Source organism: Sporomusaceae bacterium (assembly GCA_031460455.1).
Lineage (GTDB): Bacteria > Bacillota > Negativicutes > Sporomusales > UBA7701 > Anaeroselena.
In genome coordinates this window covers 216,478-237,866 of record JAVKTQ010000004.1, presented here as the reverse complement: position 1 = coordinate 237,866, position 21,389 = coordinate 216,478, and the positions used below count along the sequence as shown (strand labels likewise).

18 protein-coding genes are annotated in these 21,389 nt (G+C 64.1%); 17 read left to right on the top strand and 1 reads right to left on the bottom strand.

Annotated features, from left to right (window positions below; genetic code table 11):
• Positions 1–77 precede the first annotated feature (77 nt).
• The 15 genes from mrdA (at position 78) to RIN56_09075 (ending at position 17,716) form a co-directional block, all read left to right on the top strand.
• On the top strand, positions 78–1,901 hold the full coding sequence (gene mrdA, locus RIN56_09145) for a penicillin-binding protein 2 (GenBank protein MDR7866977.1): 1,824 nt from the start codon (positions 78–80) through the stop codon (positions 1,899–1,901).
• 82 nt (positions 1,902–1,983) lie between these two features.
• Entirely contained in the window at positions 1,984–2,628 is a 645-nt protein-coding gene (locus tag RIN56_09140) for a bifunctional precorrin-2 dehydrogenase/sirohydrochlorin ferrochelatase (protein ID MDR7866976.1), read from the top strand.
• Positions 2,597–3,913: a glutamyl-tRNA reductase gene (hemA, locus tag RIN56_09135; protein MDR7866975.1), complete on the top strand. Its 1,317-nt coding sequence runs from the start codon at positions 2,597–2,599 to the stop codon at positions 3,911–3,913. Before RIN56_09140 ends, hemA begins: the two co-directional genes overlap by 32 nt.
• Positions 3,876–4,829, top strand: a complete 954-nt coding sequence (gene hemC / locus RIN56_09130) for a hydroxymethylbilane synthase (GenBank protein ID MDR7866974.1) — start codon at positions 3,876–3,878, stop codon at positions 4,827–4,829. The genes hemA and hemC overlap by 38 nt, the downstream gene beginning before the upstream one ends.
• Positions 4,822–6,348: a uroporphyrinogen-III C-methyltransferase gene (gene cobA, locus RIN56_09125; GenBank protein ID MDR7866973.1), complete on the top strand. Its 1,527-nt coding sequence runs from the start codon at positions 4,822–4,824 to the stop codon at positions 6,346–6,348. Before hemC ends, cobA begins: the two co-directional genes overlap by 8 nt.
• Entirely contained in the window at positions 6,345–7,319 is a 975-nt protein-coding gene (hemB, locus tag RIN56_09120; protein MDR7866972.1) for a porphobilinogen synthase, read from the top strand. Before cobA ends, hemB begins: the two co-directional genes overlap by 4 nt.
• Positions 7,320–7,334: 15 nt before the next feature.
• Positions 7,335–8,645 carry a glutamate-1-semialdehyde 2,1-aminomutase gene (hemL, locus tag RIN56_09115; protein MDR7866971.1) on the top strand — a complete coding sequence of 437 codons (1,311 nt, stop codon included), beginning with the start codon at positions 7,335–7,337 and terminating at the stop codon, positions 8,643–8,645.
• A gap of 228 nt (positions 8,646–8,873) precedes the next feature.
• Entirely contained in the window at positions 8,874–9,989 is a 1,116-nt protein-coding gene (locus RIN56_09110; GenBank protein MDR7866970.1) for an amidohydrolase, read from the top strand.
• Positions 9,990–10,070: 81 nt separating this feature from the next.
• Positions 10,071–10,268, top strand: a complete 198-nt coding sequence (locus RIN56_09105; GenBank protein ID MDR7866969.1) for a DUF3311 domain-containing protein — start codon at positions 10,071–10,073, stop codon at positions 10,266–10,268.
• 23 nt (positions 10,269–10,291) lie between these two features.
• The gene (locus tag RIN56_09100; protein MDR7866968.1) at positions 10,292–11,761 is read left to right on the top strand and encodes a sodium:solute symporter family protein; all 1,470 of its coding nucleotides are present in this window, start codon (positions 10,292–10,294) and stop codon (positions 11,759–11,761) included.
• Positions 11,762–12,232: 471 nt separating this feature from the next.
• Positions 12,233–12,724 carry an NAD(P)H-dependent oxidoreductase subunit E gene (locus tag RIN56_09095; protein ID MDR7866967.1) on the top strand — a complete coding sequence of 164 codons (492 nt, stop codon included), beginning with the start codon at positions 12,233–12,235 and terminating at the stop codon, positions 12,722–12,724.
• A complete protein-coding gene (locus RIN56_09090) occupies positions 12,708–13,997 on the top strand; it encodes an NADH-ubiquinone oxidoreductase-F iron-sulfur binding region domain-containing protein (protein MDR7866966.1) in 1,290 nt (429 codons plus the stop codon). Before RIN56_09095 ends, RIN56_09090 begins: the two co-directional genes overlap by 17 nt.
• Positions 13,994–15,733: an NADH-dependent [FeFe] hydrogenase, group A6 gene (locus RIN56_09085; protein ID MDR7866965.1), complete on the top strand. Its 1,740-nt coding sequence runs from the start codon at positions 13,994–13,996 to the stop codon at positions 15,731–15,733. Before RIN56_09090 ends, RIN56_09085 begins: the two co-directional genes overlap by 4 nt.
• Before the next feature lie 237 nt (positions 15,734–15,970).
• Positions 15,971–17,017: a GGDEF domain-containing protein gene (locus RIN56_09080; GenBank protein ID MDR7866964.1), complete on the top strand. Its 1,047-nt coding sequence runs from the start codon at positions 15,971–15,973 to the stop codon at positions 17,015–17,017.
• 15 nt (positions 17,018–17,032) lie between these two features.
• The gene (locus RIN56_09075) at positions 17,033–17,716 is read left to right on the top strand and encodes a Crp/Fnr family transcriptional regulator (protein ID MDR7866963.1); all 684 of its coding nucleotides are present in this window, start codon (positions 17,033–17,035) and stop codon (positions 17,714–17,716) included.
• 371 nt (positions 17,717–18,087) lie between these two features.
• On the opposite strand, the gene RIN56_09070 is transcribed toward RIN56_09075, so the two are convergent.
• Positions 18,088–20,220, bottom strand: a complete 2,133-nt coding sequence (locus RIN56_09070) for a cell division FtsA domain-containing protein (GenBank protein ID MDR7866962.1) — start codon at positions 20,218–20,220, stop codon at positions 18,088–18,090.
• A 207-nt stretch (positions 20,221–20,427) separates the two neighbouring features.
• On the opposite strand from RIN56_09070, the gene RIN56_09065 reads away from it, so the two are divergent.
• Positions 20,428–20,613, top strand: coding sequence for a hypothetical protein (locus RIN56_09065; GenBank protein MDR7866961.1), 186 nt, complete (start codon positions 20,428–20,430; stop codon positions 20,611–20,613).
• Positions 20,614–20,743: 130 nt separating this feature from the next.
• A complete protein-coding gene (locus RIN56_09060) occupies positions 20,744–21,388 on the top strand; it encodes a cyclodeaminase/cyclohydrolase family protein (GenBank protein MDR7866960.1) in 645 nt (214 codons plus the stop codon).
• Position 21,389: the final 1 nt, after the last annotated feature.

Sequence of the window (21,389 nt, the reverse complement as noted above, 5' to 3'; positions counted from 1 at the left end):
CCCCCTCCGGGGGCTATTTTTTTTGCCGGCGGGAACAATAAAACAGTTAGCGACCTGGCTGCCGGAGGAATATTGCCATGTGGGAAATCGAAAGTTCGCGGCGGCTGCGCGTGCTGGCCCTGCTGGTTATCGCCGTCATCGGCCTGCTGGTTCTCCGGCTGGCCTGGATGCAGCTTCTCCACGGCGCCCAGTATAAAAAGATCGCCGAAGACAACCGCCTGCGGCGGCACTATGCCCAGGCGCCGCGCGGCGCCATCTACGACCGCAACGGCGCCGTCCTCGTCAGCAACCGCCCCAGTTTCGCCGTATCGGTCATCCCGGCCGAATACACAAACCCGCAGGCCGCGACGCCTTTCCTCGCCGCGCTCGCCGGCCTGCCGCGCGGCGAAATCGAGACACTGCTTGCGGCCGCCAAGGCCGCTCCCTACACGCCCGTGCCCGTCATCCGCGACGCCGGCCCCGATATTCTCGCCAAAGTAGAAGAGCGCAAAGCCGCCCTGCCCGGCGTCGTCATCGAGGCCATTCCCGTCCGCCACTACGTCTACGGCATGCTCGCCGCCCACGTCTTCGGCTATGTCGGCCGGATCAACGCCGAGGAATACGCCGCCCGCAGGGACGCCGGCTACACCCCCGCCGACCTTATCGGCAAAGACGGCCTGGAACTGGTGTGGGAGGATGTCCTCCGCGGCACTCCCGGCGGCCGCGAGGTCGAAGTCAACGCCCGGGGCGAGGAGATCGGCGCGGCAGGCGAAAAAGCGGCTATCCCCGGCAAAGGACTGGTGCTGACGCTTGACGCCAACCTGCAGAAGGCGGCGGAAGAAAACCTCGCAGCCCAAATTGCCATCAGCAGAAGCATCGGCGAGCCGGCCAAGGGGGGCGGCGTCGTCGTTCTCGACGTCCGCAGCGGCGCCGTGCTCGTCCTCGCCAGCAGCCCGTCCTTCGACCCCAACGCCTTCGCCGGCGGCATCTCCGCCAAGGACTGGGCGGCCCTTCTCGACAACCCCGGCAACCCCCTCACCGACAGGGTCACCCAAAACGCCTATCCCCCCGGCTCGGTGTTCAAGATCGTCACCGCCGCCGCCGCCCTCGACCGCGGGCTGGTCACCCCGGCGGAAATCTTCGACGACAAGGGCGTCTATAAACTCGGCGGCTGGGACTTCCACGGCTGGAACCCCAAAGGGCTTGGCAAGCTCAACCTCGAGGGGGGCATTGCCATGTCCAGCGACCCCGTGTTCTACGAACTCGGCCGGCGCATGGGCGCCGACACCCTGGCCGCCTACGCGCTCACCTTCGGCTTCGGCAAACCGACGGGCATCGGCCTGCCCGGCGAAGCCGACGGTTTCGTGCCCACCGAGGACTGGAAGGCGACCGCCTACGGCGAACCCTGGTACCCCGGCGAAACGATCATCGCCGCCATTGGCCAGGGCTACTACCTGGCCACCCTGCTCCAGCAGGCGTCCCTGCTCATGGCAGTGGCCAACGGCGGCGTCATCTACCGCCCCGTCCTCGTCGACAAAGTGCTCGACACCGACGGCACGCCGCGGCAGAAGCTCACCCCGGCCATCGCCCGCACAATCTACCTGGCTCCCGCAACCTGGGAAACCATCCGCCGCGGGCTCGAAGGCGTCGTCACCCGCGGGACGGCGGCCGCCGTCTTCCAGGGCTTCGGACAGACCACGGCCGGCAAGACGGGATCTGCCGAGACGGGGCGGGGCACCACCCATTCCTGGTTCGCCTGCTACGCGCCGGCGGCCAACCCCGAAATAGTCGTCGCCGCGCTTATCGAAGACGGCGGCGACGGCTCGGTCGCGGCCGGGCCGGTCGTGCGCAAGGTGCTGGACGCGTATTTCGGCCTGCCGGCGGCGCAGGTCAAGGCGCCCTCACCAGGGCAAACAGACTAACAACGGCCGCTTCGGCGGCCTTGGCAAGGAGGATATTCGCTCCCATACGCGGAATAACAATAAAGTTATGGGAGATGGGATAATGGCTTGCTATCCAGTAAACTTAAGGCTTGCCGGGCGCGAGTGCCTGGTTGTCGGCGGCGGCGCGGTCGCCGAGCGCAAGGTCGGGGCCCTGTTGGCCGCCGCGGCCCGCGTAACCGTGCTCAGCCCGCTGCTTACGCCGCGTCTGGCGGCTTTGGCCACCCGCGGGGAGATCGTTCATACGCCGGCCGTATACCGGCCGGGAGCGATAGGGATTTTTTTTATCGTCATCTGCGCCACCGATGACCCGGCCGTCAACCGCCAGGCCGCCGCAGAGGCGCGGGCCGGCGGGGCGCTCGTCAACGTGGCTGACGCGCCCGAGCTGTGCGATTTCACCGTACCCGCCAGCGTCGCCCGCGGCGACCTCGTCATCACCGTGTCCACCGGCGGCCACAGCCCTGCCTTCGCCCGCCGCCTCCGCCAGGAGATCGGGGAGCGCTACGGGCCGGAGTACGGGGCATATCTGGCGCTGCTCGCCAAGCTGCGCGACGAAGTCAAGGAGCGCCTCGCCACCGCCGCGGCGCGGGGAGAATTCTGGCGCGAAGCGCTGGACGGGGAAATCCTCGCCCTGTTGCGCGCCGGCAAAGAGCGAGAAGCGGAGGAGAAGATACTACATGCAGTTAGTCGTTCTGGGACTCAATCATAAAACCGCCCCGGTGGAGATCCGCGAATGCTTTTCCCTGTCCGAGGACCAGATCCGTCACGGTCTGAGGCATCTTAATCAATACGACGAAATTTTTGAATGCGCCATCCTGTCCACCTGCAACCGCACCGAAATGTACGCCGTCATCGACGACGCCGACGACGCCCTGCCGGTGCTGGAGGAATACCTTGCCAGCATGACCGACGGCCGCTTCGCCGTCGCCGACTACCTCTTCTACTACAAAGACGACGAATGTATCCGCCACCTCCTCAGAGTCGCGGCCAGCCTCGACTCCCTCGTCGTCGGCGAGGGCCAGATCCTCAGCCAGGTCAAAAAGTCGTACTCCATCGCCCGCGACAGCGGCACCACCGGCACCGTCCTCAACACCCTCTTCCACCGGGCCATTGCCGCCGGCAAGAAGGTGCGCACCAGGACGCGCATCGCCTACAACGCCGTATCGGTCAGCTACGCCGCCGTCGAACTCGCCAAAAAGGTCTTCGGCGACCTGTCGCGCTCCAACATCCTGCTGCTCGGCGCCGGCGAAATGAGCGAGCTCACCGCCCGCCACCTCGTCGACAACGGCGTCAAGACGGTGTTTGTCTCCAACCGCAACTTCGCCCGGGCCGAGGCCCTCGCCGAGAAATTCCGCGGCGTGGCCGTCCCCTTCGAAGACTTCATGAAATCCGCCGTCAACGCCGACATCGTCATCACCTCCACCGGCGCTCCCCACTACATAATCCGCGCCTGGGACGTCGCCCACCTCATGCCCAAGCGCGGCGGCCGGCCGATCATCTTCATCGACATTGCCGTTCCCCGCGACGTCGAGCCCGAGGTCGAAGCCATCGCCGGCGCCAGCCTCTACAACATCGACGCCCTCGAAGCCGTCGTCGAATCCAACATGCGCGAGCGGGTCCAGGAAGCCCAGGCCGCCGAAATCATCATCGAGGAAGCGGTCGCCGAAGTGCTCGCCAAATTCCGCTATCTTGCCTTCCGGCCCACCCTCGCGGAGCTCAAGGACAAGGCCGAAAGCATCCGCCAGCGCGTACTCAAGCGGGCTCTCGCCAAGCTGCCCGAAGCCGCCCCCGAGGAGCGCAGGGTCATCGAAAATATGTCCAAAATGCTGCTGCGCAAAATCCTCCGCGACCCCATCGTCAACATCACCGAGGCGGCGGGCACCGGCCGGGAACACTACTACCTGGAGGCGCTGCGCACCCTTTTTAAACTGGAAGAAGCAGGAGAGGAAGGACGCCGTGACCGCGAAACTTGTCATAGGCACCCGCGGCAGTAAACTGGCTCTCTGGCAGGCGAACCACATCGCCGGCCGCATCGGCGAGCGCCACCCCGGCTGCGAAGTTGCCCTTAAACATATCCTCACCACCGGGGACAAAATCCTCGACGTGCCGCTCGCCAAGATCGGCGGCAAAGGCCTGTTCACCAAGGAACTCGAAAAAGAACTGCTGGCCGGCGGCATCGACCTTGCCGTCCACAGCCTCAAAGACATGCCCACCGAATTGCCGCCGGGGCTCGTCCTCGGCGCCGTCACCGCGCGGGTCGACCCCGGCGACGCCCTTGTCAGCCCTAAGTACAGGACCCTCGACAACCTGCCGCGCGGCGCACGGGTCGGCACCTCCAGCCTGCGGCGCAAAGCCCAGCTCCTGGCTGCCCGCCCCGACCTCGTCATCGCCGACCTGCGCGGCAACCTCGACACCCGGCTCGCCAAGCTCGCCAGCCAGGAGCTCGACGCCATCGTCCTGGCCGTCGCCGGCCTCACCCGGCTGGGCTGGGAAGACCGCATCACCCAGATCCTGCCGCGCGAGATATGCCTGCCGGCGGTAGGGCAGGGGGCGCTGGCCATCGAGATCCGCGAAGGCGACACCCGCGTCCGGGAGATACTGGCCTTCCTCCACCACGAGGAAACAGCCGCAGCTGTGACCGCCGAGCGCGCCTTTCTCAATGAAGTCGAAGGCGGCTGCCAAGTGCCCATAGGCGTCTTCGGCCGCATCGAGGCAGACACTCTCGTACTCGATGCCGTCATCCTGTCCGGCGACGGCAAAACCAGACTGGCGGACACCCTCGGCGGCCCGCCGGCGGAGGCCGAAACCCTCGGCCGCTCCCTGGCCCGTCGCATGTACGCGGCCGGCGGCCGGGAAATACTCGCCGGCCTTGTAGGCTACGGCAAGGTCAAGGAGGAAGAATATGAATAAAGGCATGGTATACCTCGTGGGCGCCGGCCCCGGGGATTATAAACTCATAAGCGTCAAAGGCCAGGAATGCATCGCCAAGGCCGACTGCCTCGTCTACGACCGCCTGGCTGACGACCGCCTGCTCGCTTACGCCCGCGAGGGCGTCGAGCTCATCTACGTCGGCAAGGCGTCCAGCGACCATACCCTCAGTCAGGACGGCATCAACGCCCTGCTTGTCGCCAAGGCCCAGGAAGGCAAAACCGTTGTCCGCCTCAAGGGCGGCGACCCGTTCGTCTTCGGGCGGGGCGGGGAAGAGGCGCTCGAGCTCGTCGCCGCCGGCATTCCCTTCGAAGTCGTGCCTGGCGTCACCTCGGCCATCGCCGTGCCGGCCTACGCCGGCATCCCTGTCACCCATCGCGGCATCGCCACCTCCTTCGCTGTCGTCACCGGCCACGAGGACCCGGCCAAAACCGAATCCTCCCTCCGCTGGGACAAACTCGCCCACGGCGCCGACACCCTCGTCTTCCTCATGGGTGTCGAAAACCTCCCCTACATTACCGCCAAACTCATCGAGCACGGCCGGTCGCCGGCCACCCCGGCGGCGGTCATCCGCTGGGGCACCAAGCCCGAGCAGGAAGTGCTCGTCACCACCATCGGCACGGCGGCGGCCGACGTCGCCGCGCGCGGCCTCAAACCCCCGGCCATCTTCCTCGTCGGCGAGGTCGCGGCCCTGCGCGACAAGCTCGCCTGGTTCGACAAGCGGCCGCTGTTCGGCCAAAAAGTGCTCGTCACCCGGGCCCGCGAGCAGGCCAGCATCCTCACCGCCGCCCTCGAAGAGCTCGGGGCGGAATGCATTGAAGCGCCGGCGATAAAAATCGTTCCCCCCGAAAGCTACGCCGCCCTCGACGCCGCCATCGGCGCCCTGGACGCCTACGACTGGCTCATATTCACCAGCGCCAACGGCGTCGACCACTTCTTCGCCCGCCTCCGGGAAGCCGGCCGCGACGCCCGCGCCCTCGGCGGCCGCAAAGTGGCCGCCATCGGCGCCGCCACCGCCGAAAGGCTCCGCCGGCACGGCATCCTCGCCGACATCGTCCCGGCCGAATTTCGCGCCGAAGGCATCATCGCCGCCCTCGAAAACCTCGTCAAGCCGGGGATGAAGGTGCTCATTCCGCGCGCCGAAGTGGCCCGCGACATCCTCCCCGAAAAACTGCGCGAGCTGGGCGCGGCCGTCGACGTCGTCACCGCCTACCGCACCGTCAGCGGCGGCAGCGACGGCCAGGGCCTCGCCGCCAGGCTGTCCGCAGGCGCCATCGACCTCGTCACCTTCACAAGCTCGTCCACAGTCACCAACCTGCTCGACCTGCTGGGGGAGGGCGGCCCGGCCCTTGTCGCCAAAGCAAAAGTCGCCTGCATCGGCCCCATTACCGCCGCCACCTGCCTGGACAAAGGCATCAAACCCGACATCGTCGCCGACGAATTCACCATAGCCGGCCTCGTCGAGGCCATCGGCAACCTATACAAGGAGGGGCTGGCATGACAAAACCGTACATCCGCCCGCGCCGCCTGCGGGCCTCCGAATCCATCCGCGCCCTCGTGCGGGAAACAATCCTCACCCCCGCCGACCTGGTCTATCCCCTGTTCGTCGTTCCTGGCGAAAAGATCAGGAACGAGATATCCTCCATGCCCGGCATCCACCACCTCTCCGCCGACATGGCGGTCGAGGAGGCCAGAATGGCCCGCGCCCTCGGCATCCCGGCCGTGCTCGTCTTCGGCCTGCCCGAATACAAGGACGAACAGGGCTCCAGCGCCTGGGACGCCAACCAGCCGGTGCAGCAGGCCATCGCCCGCATCAAGGACGCCGTCCCCGGTCTGGCCGTCATCAGCGACGTCTGCATGTGCGAATACACCAGCCACGGCCACTGCGGCCTCATCAAAGGCGGCGACGTCGACAACGACGCCACCCTCGGGCTGCTCGCCAAAACCGCCCTCAGCCATGCCGTCGCCGGCGCCGACATGGTCGCCCCCTCCGACATGATGGACGGGCGGGTGGCCGCCATCCGCGCCGCGCTCGACCAGAGCGGCTACGACAACGTCAGCATCATGTCCTATGCCGCCAAATACGCCTCCGCCTACTACGGTCCCTTCCGCGACGCCGCCCAGTCCGCGCCTCAGTTCGGCGACCGCCGCAGCTACCAGATGGACCCCGCCAACGTTCGCGAAGCCCTCAAAGAAGTCGCCCTCGACATCGAAGAAGGCGCCGACATTGTCATGGTCAAACCCGCCCTCGCCTACCTCGACGTCGTCCGCCAGGTCAAAGACAACTTCGACCTGCCGGTCGCCACCTACAACGTCAGCGGCGAATACGCCATGGTCAAGGCGGCCGCGGCCAACGGCTGGATCGACGAGCGGCGCATCGTCCTCGAAACCCTCACCGGCTTCAAGCGGGCCGGCGCCGACATCATCATCACCTACCACGCCCCGGACGCCGTCCGGTGGCTCAACGGCTAGAAGGAGGAAAAGAGCATGGCCTTCACCCTCGACAAATCGTCTGCCGCCTTCGAAGAAGCCAAGCGCCACATCCCCGGCGGCGTCAACAGCCCCGTCCGCTCCTTCCGCGGCGTCGGCGGCACCCCCGTATTCATTTCCGCCGCCAGGGGCAGCCGCCTCTACGACATCGACAACAACCAATACATTGACTATGTCGGCTCCTGGGGGCCGATGATCCTCGGCCACGCCCATCCGGCCGTCACCGAGGCCCTGCGCGAAGCCATCGGCCGCGGCACCAGCTACGGCGCCCCCACCCTCCTCGAAACCGAGCTCGCCCGGCTCGTCAAAGCGGCCGTGCCCTCCATGGATCTCGTCCGCTTCGTCAACTCCGGCACCGAGGCCACCATGAGCGTCCTCCGCCTCGCGCGCGCCTACACCAAACGCAGCAAAATCGTCAAATTCGCCGGCTGCTACCACGGCCACCACGACAGCCTGCTCGTCAAAGCCGGCTCGGGCGCCACCACCCTCGGCATCCCCGACAGCCCCGGCGTCCCCGAAGGCATCGCCGCCACCACCCTCACTGCCGCCTACAACGACGTCGCCGGCCTCGCCGACCTCTTCCACCGCCACGGCGAAGACATCGCCGCCGTCATCATCGAGCCGGTGCCGGGCAACATGGGCCTCGTCCTGCCCCATGAAGGCTACCTCCAGGCGGTGCGCGACATCACCGCCAAATATGAAAGCCTTCTCATCTTCGACGAAGTCATGTCCGGCTTCCGCGTCGCCTACGGCGGCGCCCAGGCGGCCTTCGGCATCGCCCCCGACCTCACCTGCCTCGGCAAAGTCATCGGCGGCGGCCTGCCCGTCGGCGCCTACGGCGGCCGGCGCGACATTATGGAGCACATCGCTCCGGCCGGCCCCGTCTACCAGGCCGGCACTTTGAGCGGCAACCCGCTCGCCATGACGGCCGGCATTGTCACCCTCAAAGCCATCGGTGTCCCCGGCTACTACGAGCGGCTGACCGATAAGACCGCCGTGCTGTGCGCCGGCGTCAAAGCCCAGGCCGAGAAATTCGGCTTCGAACTGCAGCACCACCAGATCGGCTCGATGTTCGGCCTCTTCTTCGCCGCCAAACCGGTATACGACTACGACAGCGCCAAACTATCCGACGTCGGCGCCTTCAACACCTACTTTCACGCCATGCTCGCCCAGGGCGTCTACCTCGCGCCTTCCCAGTTCGAGGCCGCCTTCATGTCCTCGGCTCACTCCGACGACGACATCGCCGCCACCATCGCCGCCAGCGCGGCCGCGTTCGCCAAGGTGGCCGATTATCTGAAAAACAAATAAAATACCGGCAAAAATATCGGTATTTTTGTGTATACATGAAAAAACGGGGGCTTATGGCTTAATCCGGTAGTGCCTGCGGCCCTCATCTTGTGTTAAAATAGATACATCTTGGGTGCACTTTTGTCTGCATGCGGAAAGTCAGCAGCAAAAACAGTCTACAAAGAGGCAGGTGCTCGATACTTGGACATCGCAGAGCGGGTCGCGGCCAACCGCGATTACATCGTGGCCATGCGGCGTCACTTCCGGATGTACCCGGAAGTGGGCGGCGAGGAACGCGAAACGCAGAAAAAAATCATGGCCGAACTTACGGCCATGGGCATCAAAGCCCGGGAAGCCGGCGGCACGGGAGTCATCGCCGACATCCCCGGCGCTCCCGGCGGCAAGACCGTCGCCATGAGGGCTGACATCGACGCCCTCCCCATCAACGACGAAAGCGAAAAACCCTACAAGTCCCGCATCAAAGGCGTCTGTCACGCCTGCGGCCACGACGGCCATGCAGCCATGCTGCTCGGGGCGGCCAAGACATTCGCCGCCATGGGCGCTGAACTGCCCGGCAACGTGCGCCTCATCTTCCAGCCCAGTGAGGAGCGCTTCCCCGGCGGGGCGGAAATTATGATCGCGGCCGGCGCGATGGACGGCGTCGACGCCGTCGTCGGCGCCCATCTCTGGCAGCCGCTGCCGGTCGGCGTCATCGGTGTCACCAACGGAGCGCTCATGGCCTCCCCCGACGAATTCACCATCACCATCCAGGGCAAAGGCGGCCACGGCTCCATGCCCCACCAAACCGTCGACTCCATCCTCGTCGCCGCCCAGCTTGTGCTGGCCCTCCGCACCATCACCGGCGCCAACGTCGATCCCCGCGAACAGGCTGTCCTCACCATCGGCATGTTCAAAGCCGGCGAAGTATTCAACATCATCCCCGATACCGCCGTCCTCAAAGGGACGGTCCGCTCCTTCGACCAGAGCGTACGCGACGCCGTCTTCGCCCAGATGGAGGCCTACTGCCGCGGCATCTGCGCCGCCTCGGGCGCCAGCTATACCATCGATCCCATCTTCGGCTACCCGCCGGTGGTCAACAACCCGAAAGTAACCGCGGTGGTCGCCGCGGCCGGGTGCGAGGTGGCCGGCGTCGAAATCCAGGACGTCAAACCGCTCATGGTCGGCGAAGACTTCTCCTACTACCAGCACAAGGCCCCCGGCTCCTTCTTCCTCGTCGGCGCCGGCAATCCCGCCAAAGGCTGCGTCCATCCCCACCACCATCCCAAATTCGACATTGACGAAGACGCCCTGGGATACGGCGCCGCAACGATAATCAGAACTGTTCTCAAACTGCTCGCCGGGTAACCGGGCAAAATCAAGGCACAACGGTGTGCTTGATCATAGGATGTCCACCCAGTTATTAAATTTTTTAAGCGAGGTGAGAACGTGAATCCGGTAAAAGTCATCCTGACCCTTATCCCCTTCGTCTGGACTATTGGGGGCATTCCCTTCGTCAACACAGTCAAACCGATAGTTTTCGGCCTGCCCTTCCTGGCTTTCTGGCTGTGCTGCACCATCCCGATCTCGTTCGTATGTCTGAGCATTCTCTACAAAATGGATTCCGGCAAAAACGAAGAGGAATAGGTTGAAAGGAGGTAACGCAGATTATGTCCAATGAAACAATGGCCCTTGCCATAATATTCGCATTTGTAATCGGCACCACCATCGTCGGGATGGTCCCCGGCATGAACAAAAAAATGAGCCTCGAAGAATGGGCGGTCGGCGGCCGCAGCTTCGGACGCTGGCTCAACTGGTTCATCCTCGCCGGCGAAATATACACCGCGTTCGCCTTCCTCGGCGGCAGCGGCTGGGCGTACGCCCGCGGCGGCCCCACCTTCTACATACTTGGTTACGGCGCCCTGGCGTACGTCGTCGGCTACTACGTCCTGCCCGCCATCGCCCCCATCGGCCGCAAACACGGCCTTATGACCCAGCCCGACCTTGTCGAGCACATGTATGACAGCAAATGGCTCGGCATTCTCACCGCCTGCGTCGGCGTCGCCTTCCTGATGCCGTACCTGCAGCTCCAGCTCACCGGCTTGGGCCTTATCATCGAAACCTGTTCTTATGGCATTATTCCGCGCGTGCCGGCCATGCTCATCGCCTTCACCATGGTCGCCGCCTTCGTTTACCTCAGCGGCCTGAAAGGCGTCGCCTCCACCGCCGTCATCAAAGACGTCGTCATGATCGTCGCCGTCGTCTTCTTCGGTCTTTACCTGCCGATCCACTTCTTCGGCAGCGTCGGCGGCATGTTCGAGGCCCTGGACGCCGCCAAACCCGGCTTCCTGGCCTTGCCGGGCGGCACAAAAGTCCTCGACGTCAGCTGGGCGATGTCCACCCTTGTTCTTACCAGCCTCGGCTTTTACATGTGGCCCCACTTCTCGGCCAACAGCTTCAGCGCCAAGAATCCGGACGTGCTGCGCCACAACGCCATCTATCTGCCGCTCTATCAGATCTGCCTCATCTTCCCGATGCTGATCGGCTTCACCGCCCTCATGGTCCTCAGCCCGGCCCTCAAGGTGCCCGACATGGCCTTCATGGCCATCGTCCAGCAGGTCTTCCCCGGCTGGGCCCTCGGCCTCGTGGGCGGCGCCGGCGCGCTGGCGTGCATGATTCCGGCCGCCGACCTCATCCTCTCCACCTCGATGCTCTTCACCCGCAACGTCTATGGCCGCACGATCGGTCAGGGCGCCAGCCATGAGACCCAGGCCAGACTGGCAAGAGTGCTGGTTCTCGTTCTCACCGCCGTCGCCCTCGCCCTGGCGATCTACGCGCCCAACATGCTCGTCAACCTGCTCCTCACCGGCTACTCCGGCGTCACCCAGTTCTTCCCGATGATCGTCCTCGGCCTCTTCTGGAAGCGGGCCACCAAGGTCGCCGCTTACTCCGGCCTGATCGTCGGCGAGTTCCTGGTATTCTTCCTCATCCTCAACAAGATGGATCCGTTCGCCATCGCCGGTCTGCACCTCAACGCCGGCTTCGTCGCCCTGGTCGTAAACTTCGTGGTCTTCGTCGCTGTCAGCTTGGCGACGAGTACGCCGGCGACCATCGAGCGCAAAGCCAAAGCCATCGGCTAAGCTCCTGCCCATACCTGGGCAGGCCGTTGATGACCACCATCTGCGGCGTTGCCCCTCGGCTGCCATCCTCAGCGTACGTTCGTGTACGCTTCCGGTGTCAGCCTCCGGTGCGCCTTGCATCTGGCGGCCCTGAACGGCCTGCGGTATATCCGTTAATTGCTGAACCCCGGCACTCGCAAGAGTGCCGGGGTTTTCGTTTGTCCGCTGCATTTGTGCACTGCGTCACGCAGTCCGGCTGACCGGCCGCACCGGCGCCACACGTTATTTTACATAAAATAAAAGTATGTGAAAGAGAAACTTATCACATGCGGATTATTAAGAAAGTGACAAAAATAACATATTAAAATTCGTTAAGTGAAAGATGTAACGTTCTATAAATAACTATATTGACATTATATCTTTATCTAATTAAAATCAAATTACGTGATACAATCAAGCGCGAAAAGCGAGAAAATGATAGGAGGAAAAATTATGTCTACTTCACTTCAAACCGTGACGGATATCGTGGCCGCGCCGGGGGCCGGGCAGGCGGCATTGTTGCAGGCGCTGCTCGCCGTCCAGGACGCCAGCCCCGAGAACTATGTCAGCGAGGAGGCGGTCAACGAAATAGCCCACCTCCTCGGCATATCCCGCAGCCGCGTATACTCCACCGCCTCATTCTACAGCGTCATATCGCTCAAACCGCGGGGTCGCCACATCGTCCGCATCTGCATCAACGCCCCGTGCGAAAACGCCGGCAAACAGGCCGTCCTCGCCGCCCTCGAACAGGAACTGGGCGTCGGTCTGGGCGGCACCACCCCCGACGGCCGCTTCACCCTCGAAGGCGTAAGCTGCCTGGGAGCCTGCTACATGTCGCCGGCCATCAAAATAGACAAACAGCTTTACGGCGACCTGACGGCCGAAGCGGCCGTAGCTGTCATCCGCCGCTATAGGGAGGAGGAGAACATTGGGCACACAGCTTGATAACGCCAAATCGGTATTTCGCCTCGGCCTCTTCCGCGAATTCCCCACCCTCATGCACTACCGCGACTTCGGCGGCTACCAGGCTCTCGCCAAAGCCCTGCTCGGCAGCCCAGGAGCGGTCATCGGCGAAATAGGCGCAGCCGGCCTGCGCGGCCGCGGCGGCGCCGCGTTCCCCGCCGCCGCCAAGCTGCAGATGGTCCGGGACAACCCGCCCGGCGAGCGCTACGTCATCTGCAACGCCGACGAAGGCGAACCCGGCACCTTCAAAGACCGCTTCATCATGACCCACATCCCCTTTCAGCTCCTTGAAGGCATGACAATCGCCGCCTACGCCGTCGCCGCCGCGCAAGGCTTCATCTATATCCGCCACGAATATCCCGAAGCCCAGGAAACAATGCGCCGCGCCATCGCCGCCGCCCGTGCGGCCGGCCTGCTCGGCAGCGACATCCTCGGCAGCGGCTTCTCCTTCGATATCGAAATATTCTCCGGCGCCGGCAGCTACCTGTGCGGCGAAGAGACCGCGCTCCTGTCCTCCATCGAAGGCAAAAAGGGCCGTCCCCGCCTCAAGCCGCCCTACCCGACGCAGAGCGGCCTGTGGGGCAAACCCACCCTCATCAACAATGTCGAGACACTGGCCAACATCCCGCCCATCGTCGGCCGCGGCGCCGACTGGTACCGCGCCCTTGGCACCGCCGACAGCCACGGCACCAAGCTCATCTCCCTGTCGGGCGACGTCGCCAGCCGCGGCCTCTACGAAGTACCCTTCGGCACCACCTTCCGCGAAATCATCGACAACTACGGCGGCGGCATCAAACAGGGACGTCTCAAAGCCGTCAACATCGGCGGCGCTTCCGGCGTCGTCGTGCCGCCGTGGGAACTCGACTGCCCGCTGGAATACAGCGCCTGCAGCCAGCGCGGCATCACCATCGGCTCCGGCGCGGTATTCGTCATGGACGACAGCCGCTCTATCCTCGAAAACGTCCGCAACCGGGTCGACTTCTTCCTTCACGAAAGCTGCGGCAAGTGCACCCCCTGCCGCGAAGGCCTGCGCCAGGCGGGGCGGATAATCCACAACCTGCTGGATGGCGCCGCCACCCTCGCCGACATCGACAACCTCGAGCGCTACACCCGCACCATGCAGAACGCCGCTTTCTGCGGCCTCGGCCAAGCGGCCGGCAACAGCCTCAGCTCCTCGCTCAAATACTTCCGCGGCGAATACGAAGCCCTGTGCCGCGACCGCGACCAAGCCGCACCAAAGGAGGCGACAGCATGACCGGCACCGTCAAATTCCACCTCAACGGCCAGGAAGTCGCCGTGCCCGCCGGGCTCACCATCCTCGAGGCGGCAAGCCTGCACGGCGTCAAAATACCCACCCTCTGCCACCATCCCGACCAGCGGGTAAAAGCCAACTGCCGCGTGTGCGTCGTCGAAGTCGAGGGCCAGAAAAACCTCGCCGCCTCCTGCGCCACCGCCGTCACCGCCGGCATGAAGGTCAGGACCAACTCGCCCCGCATCCGCGAGACCGTCCAGACCATCCTCGAACTCATCTTCGCCAACCACCCCCAGGAATGCCTCACCTGCATCCGCAACGGCAACTGCGAGCTCCGCCGCCTGGCGGCCGACTACGGCATCCGCGAAGTCAAGGGCGAAATGGCCTGTGACGCCCTGCCGCTCGACACCTCCACCCCCTCGATCGTCCGCAACCCCAACAAATGCATCAAATGCGGCCGCTGCGCCGAAGTCTGCCACCATGTCCAGGAGACCGGCATCCTCTACAGCCATTTCCGCAGCGTCGACGTCCAGGTGGCCCCCGAATACGGCAAATCCCTCAGCGACGTCGCCTGTGTCCTGTGCGGCCAGTGCGCCGCCGTCTGCCCGGTCGGCGCCATCCACGAAAAAGACGACATCGCCCGCGTCTGGGCCGCCCTCGACGACCCCGCCAAGCACGTCGTCGTCCAGGTCGCGCCCGCGGTCCGGGTATCGATCGCCGAGGAATTCGGCCAGCAGCCGGGGACGATCGCCACCGGCCGCCTCGTAGCCGCGTTGCGCAAACTCGGCTTCGACCGCGTCTTCGACACAGACTTCACCGCCGACCTCACCATCATGGAAGAAGGCCACGAACTCCTCCATCGCCTCAAAAGCGGCGGCGCCCTGCCGCTCATCACCTCCTGCAGCCCGGGCTGGGTCAAATACATCGAGCACAGCTACCCCGAGCTGCTGCCCCACGTCTCCACCTGCAAATCCCCCCAGCAGATGTTCGGCGCCCTCGCCAAAACCTACTACCCCGACAGGGCCGGCATCGACCCTGCCGACATATTCGTTGTCTCGATAATGCCCTGCACCGCCAAAAAATTCGAAAGCGAACGTCCGGAAATGAACAGCAGCGGTCATCGGGACGTCGACGCCGTCCTTACCACCCGCGAACTCGGACGCATCCTCAAACAGGCCGGAGTCGACTTTGCCGCCCTCCAAGACAGCGACTTCGACGATCCCCTCGGCATCTCCACCGGCGCCGCCGCCATCTTCGGCGTTACCGGCGGCGTCATGGAAGCCGCCCTGCGCACCGTCTACGAAGTCGTCACCGGCCAGGAGCTTGAGAGCGTCGAATTCACCGCCGTCCGCGGCCTCCAGGGCATCAAGGAGGCCACCGTCGACCTCGCCGGCGCCCCCGTCAAAGTTGCCGTAGCCCACGGCCTCGGCAACGCCCGCCGCATCATGAACCTTCTCCGCGCCGGCCTGGCCGACTACACCTTTATCGAAATCATGTGCTGCCCCGGCGGCTGCATCGGCGGCGGCGGCCAGCCCTACGGCACCACCGACGCCGTCCGCCGCCAGCGTATCGAGGCCGCCTACCGCGTCGACGCCGGTCTGGCTTTGCGCAAATCGCACCAAAACCCCGCCGTCGCCAAGCTCTACGAAGAATTCCTCCGCCAGCCGCTCAGCGAAGTGTCGCATCACCTGCTGCATACCAAGTACCGCAACCGCAGCCTGTATAAACTCAAAGGCTAGGCAGCCCGCTCACCCTCGCACCGCAAAAACCCCCGGCGTACGCGCCGGGGGTTTCGCATTCCGTCCTGATCCTGAGAATATAGGACCCTGGCCTCATATTTATAGATTATTTCCAATATAGCACAATATTTAGTAGGATTTTCCGTTTTTACCGGGAATTATACACAAATGGGACTTAACAGAACACTGTTATGTTCCGATATAAGCATTGGGAACCAGTTTCAGGATGGTGTACAGATGTACGACGACAGGGCGGCCGGCATCGCCGGCAGCGCGGAATCCATCCAAATACTGGCGCGCCGGGCGAGCATCGCCTTCGCCGCCTTCAGCGGCCTCAGCGCCTGGTACCTACAGTCATCCGCATGGGAGTTGGCGGTCGGCCTGGCGGCAGCCTACGCTCTATATAGCCTTACCCTCTGCCGGCGCAAAGCGCCTCCCGGCGTCGGCGAGCTTTTCCTCAGCGTCGCCCTCTGCGCCGGACTCACCCTCGTCCAGGCCGGCTACAGCGATATCCTCTACCCCCTGCTGCTCCTCAGAATGGCCCTCAGGGCCGGTCACCGCCGGGCCGTCCGGATCGCGCTGATCATCGCCGCCGTCCAGCTCGGCGCCACCGCCGCCGTCACGCCCGCCGTCACACCCGCCGCCATAGCCGGGATGCTCTTCAACCTTCTCGGCGCCGCCGTCGTCACCTACGCCGCCGTTTACATCGACGCCCTCATCACCAGACAGGCCAGCGACGACAAACAGATGCTCGAACTCATCAGGCAGAACGACCGTAACTACCGCATGGCCCTCACCGACGCCCTCACCGGCCTCTACAACCACCGCGCCTACAAAGAACGGATCGACAGCCTGTCCCAGTATGTTCTCCTCGTCATCGACATCGATCACTTCAAAAAACTCAACGACACCCACGGCCACCTCATCGGCGACAAAGTGCTGGTCGCCCTCGGCAACATCATCAAAGTAAGCGTGCGCAGCGGCGATCTCGCCTTCCGCTACGGCGGCGAGGAATTCGTCGTCGTCCTGCCCGGCACCACCGCCCAGGTGGGGCTGAAAATCGCCGAACGGCTCCGCAGCAAAGTCGCCGAATGGGCCTTCGAAGGCGAAAAAGGCCGCATCCCGGTCACCATCAGCATCGGTCTGTCGGTAAAAAAGCCGGGGATGAACAGCCAGGTGATCTTCGAGCAGGCCGACCGCGCCCTCTATCGCGCCAAACAGCTCGGCCGCAACAACGTCCAGTCCTACCTCAAACCCGAGGTGGCGGTAAAATACGGCATGTAACTGGGGAGTGACATTGTGAAGGACGTACAATACCTCAGAAAGATCCCCGTTTTCGCCGACCTCCCCGACGAAGCCCTGCTGACCATCCACCAGTACACCATCGAAAGGGTGTACCGTCGCGGAACGGTCATTTTTTTCGAAGGCGACAGCGGCGAAGGCTTCCACTACGTCAAAAGCGGCAAGGTCAAAATCGTCAAAGCCACCGGCGACGGGCGCGAGCATATCATCAAAATCCTCACCCCCGGCGACCTCTTCGCCGAGGTGCTGCTCTTCAACAACCAGCCCTACCCGGCCACCGCAATAGCCGCCGAGGAAGCCTGCATCGGCATAATCAAAAACAGCGACCTCGAACGCCTCGTCCTCGGCAACAACAAACTCGCCCTCCAGCTTATCAAAGCCCTGAGTCAGCGCCTCCTCTACGCCCAGCAGAAGATCAAGAACCTCGCCCTCGGCGACGTGCTGGCCCGCACCGCCGAAACGCTCCTCCGCCTCGGCGGCGAGCACGGCCGCCAGGACGAAAATGGCGTCATCGTTATCGCCATCGACCTCTCGCGGCAGGAACTGGCCAACCTCGTCGGCACCACCCGCGAAACGGTCACCCGCACCCTGAGCGCCCTCAGAAAGGACAAGATCATTGACTTCGTCGGCGACAAAATGGTAATCCTGAAACCCGATAGACTCAAAAGCTACATCGAATAGTCGGCCGCCCAGCAGCGCCCACCTGCGGCGCACCCGCAAGGGGCAGGCCGCCACTCTAACCGCTGAAGCGCTAAGAGTGGCGCACTTGCTCCTCGGCTGCCATCCTCAGCGTACGTTCGTGTGCGCGCGATGCTGTTAAACCGATCTTGCGCAAACAATGTATATAAACCTTGTCGCGGAGGAAACGGTGGTGTCAGCCTCCGGTGCGCCCCGCACACTATTCGTGCCGGCTATCGCCATAAGGAAAAATGCGCTGGCAAAACCAGTGTAATCAGGACGTGCATCTGGGCACTTCTGAACGGCCTCTCGTAATTACAGGAAAAGCTGGCATAACAAATAACAAAAGGCGGGGGCTACAGCCCCCGCCACTCTTATGCTTTCCCGACAGCCACTTCCACCTTGTCGCCGTTCTTCACCGGCGTCGTGAACTCGGCCGCCTCCCCATTGACCATGATGCCCACCCGGCTGCCAGTAGGCAGCGAACGGGGGTCGAACTCCGCGGCCAGCAGAACGTCGCTAACCATCGGCTGAATCTCGTAACTCTTATAATCCACATAGCTCCCCGGCCGCACGGTATCGACCGCCGCCGCCGGCTTGCCGGCCACCGTGAACGACCAGCGGCGGAGCGGCACACGGCACTTGCCGCCGTTGAACAGCACGATATACGCGTCCTCCGTCTCCTCGTCGAAGCCGAGAAGCTCGGCGAGAGTGGGGGAGGCGACCGGCACAGTAACGATAATATCGTTATCGTTCACCGGCGTCGCGGGCCCGCAGCGCACCCCGTTAAGCATATACTCCGGCCAGCGTACGAACGTCCGCTCGCTGCCGTTCACGATGAAGCGGTATTCCCGCGCATCGGTGGGGCGGCCGGCCAGGCTCAGCAATTCGGTCAGCGTCGCCGGTTGACGGCAGACCACTTGGTCGCGGTCCGCCAGCTTGGTGGCGGCGGTCGCCGCTTTGCCGTTGACGGTGACCAGCGGTCCCACCGTGACAAGCTCGTTGTCGATAATGACCGTAAAAGAAGCGGGCACAGGGATAAGCTCGCCGACAGTAGGGCGGGGGCTGCTGCCGTCCTTGCCCTTTTCCACCTTGAGGACAGCCCCTTCGCTCAGGCTGTCGCCGAAGGAAGCCTCCGCGCCGTTGAGCAGGATATAGCCCGGCTGGCCGAGGCTGCCGGGGAGGAACCGCTTCTGGCCGTTGATCGTAACCGTAAAGCCCATCCCCGGCCGGCCGTGCAGGCTGCGCACGTCGATGCCGGCCACCAGCAGGGCGTCGGCGACCGTCAGCCTGCCGAGATTGAAGAGGCGCAGGGGGCGGTCGTTGAGCGTCACCTGCACGAAAGTCAGCGAGCGGCCGCCGGCCAGCTTGAGGATGCCGAGCGGCGTCACCCCGTCGGGGGCGACGAGCGCGGCCGGGATGTCGAGGAGATTGTCGACCGCGTCCGGGCGGCGGATCGCCACCCGTGAGGCCGCGATATCCAAAGCCGCGGCCAGCGTTTCCGGCAGCGCGGGCGTCAGCGAGCCGCCGCCCACCAGCAGCACCGCCTGGGGCGGGGCTGCATTCAGCGCCAGGATCTGGGCGGCGATCGCCTTGGCCAGATCCGCCACCACCGGCGAGATGCGTTCCACGATTCCGCCGGCGGCTAGCTTATGAGTCATACCCAGCACATCGGTGAAAGAAACCTTCTTGCGGACGTCGCCCAGCTTGCGCTTCAGCATCTCCGCCACTTTGAAATCCAGCAGATATGCCTGGGAAACCGCCTCAGTGATCTCGTCGCCGGCGAACGGCACCATGCCGTAGCCGATAACCGACCCGTCGCGGGTAATGGCAACGTCGGACGTACCGGCGCCCACATCCACGAGGGCCAGATTGAGGTGGCGCATCGTCGGCGGGATAAGGACGTTTATCGCGGCAATCGGCTCAAGGGTGAGAGTGGCCATCTCCAGGCCGACAGTCTCGATGGCCGCTTGCAGCGAATCGATGACCTGGCGCGGCAGGAAAGTCGCGATCACTTCAATTGTCGCGCTTTTGCCGCGCTGGCCGACCAGCGTCTTCATCGTCGTGCCGTCGAGGGTAAAGCGGACGACGCTGTAGCCTACGCAATAATAGCCGGTGGGATCGGCGACCGCCTTGGTCGTAGCCAGTTGGTGCTGCGCCGCCTGGATGGCCGCCAGCTCCAGCGCCCGTTCGTCGTCGCCCGTCAGAGCGCCGCGACCGCCGCAGTCGATCTCCGCGCCGGCCCTCAGAGTGCAGAGCGCCCGGCCGGCGGCGGCCACCGACACCTTCTTCAGCTCACCGACCTTGTCGGTGAGGCGGGCAGTGACGCTGGCCAGCACTTTGGCCACCTCGGGCACATCATGGATCTGACCGTCCAGCATCGCGCGTGTCGTGTGCTCCTGCCGTTCGGCGACCAGAACCTTGATGCCGGCGGCCGTTTGCTCGCCCACCAGGCCGACGACGCTGCGGGTGCCGATATCGAGGGCAAAAAGCAGCTTCTTATCCATAGGCCGTTCTCCTTATAAAACAAAACAGTATATTATTCTTCGCCTTTTGCGCGGGATTTCCTTTTCCCGACCCCGTAAGCGGGAGAGCCCTGGCGCAATTTGTCAGAAAAAATTCATCACTCGCGGCAGGTATAAAAGCAGCGCCGGCGAATATGATAATTAGTAATAGTACCAGATACTATTAATTGTTAACAAGGAGGCATCGCGATGCAGACCAACTGGTGCGAACACCCGGACAAAACCTGTCGGTATACCACCCTGAAATACAACTTCGCCAGCGGCGAAGTGCTCCTCAGGGTTCAGATTTGGATGTGTCCGGAGTGCGGCGTACACGGCGCCGACACCGAGATCGTCGAACCCCATCTCCCCAAAAAGCACGGCGTGGCGATTTAAAAGGAGGACCGGGCGACAGCCCGGTCCTTCCTTTTTCCGCTGTGGGTATATTTGGCGAGGCTGTTCTGGTAAAATATTGTTTAGGGCTTCGTGCCCCGGTTACAGTGAGACCACCCCGGGAGGGATACCCTTGCTAACAACGCTCACCATCAGCGAATTCACCGCCAGGCTGGCCTCCAAAGAACCCGCCCCCGGCGGCGGCAGCGCGGCCGCCCTGTCCGGCCTCCTCGGCGCCGGCCTCGTCGAAATGGCCATCAGCCTGACCCGCGGCCGCAAAGAGTTCGCCGCCCACGAGGCGTTGCTCGCCGAGCGGGAAACGGCGCTCGGCCGCCTGCGCATCGACCTCCAGCTCCTCATCGACCGCGACGCGGCCGCCTTTACCGCCGTCATGTCCGCCTACGCCCTGCCGGAGGAAACCCTGGCCGAGCAGGAAACCCGCGCCGCCGCCATCCAGCAGGCCATGAAAGAAGCGGCCGAAGTGCCGCTTCTCACCGCCCGCGCCTGCCTGGCCGTCCTCCAGACCGCCGAAGAGGTGCTCGGCGCCGTCAACCCGCACGCCGTCAGCGATCTCACCGTCGGCGTCCTATCCTGTCACGCCGGCCTCATGGGCGCGCTTTTAAACGTCGCCGTCAACCTGCCCGAGCTTACGGACAAAACCCTGGTGCACGCACTCCGCGAGCAGGCGCGGCTTCTCCGCGCCCGCGCCGCCGAACTCACCGCCGCCATCGAAGCGAAAGTTTATAGCGACCCCGCCTTCGCCGTAATGCGGGCATAGC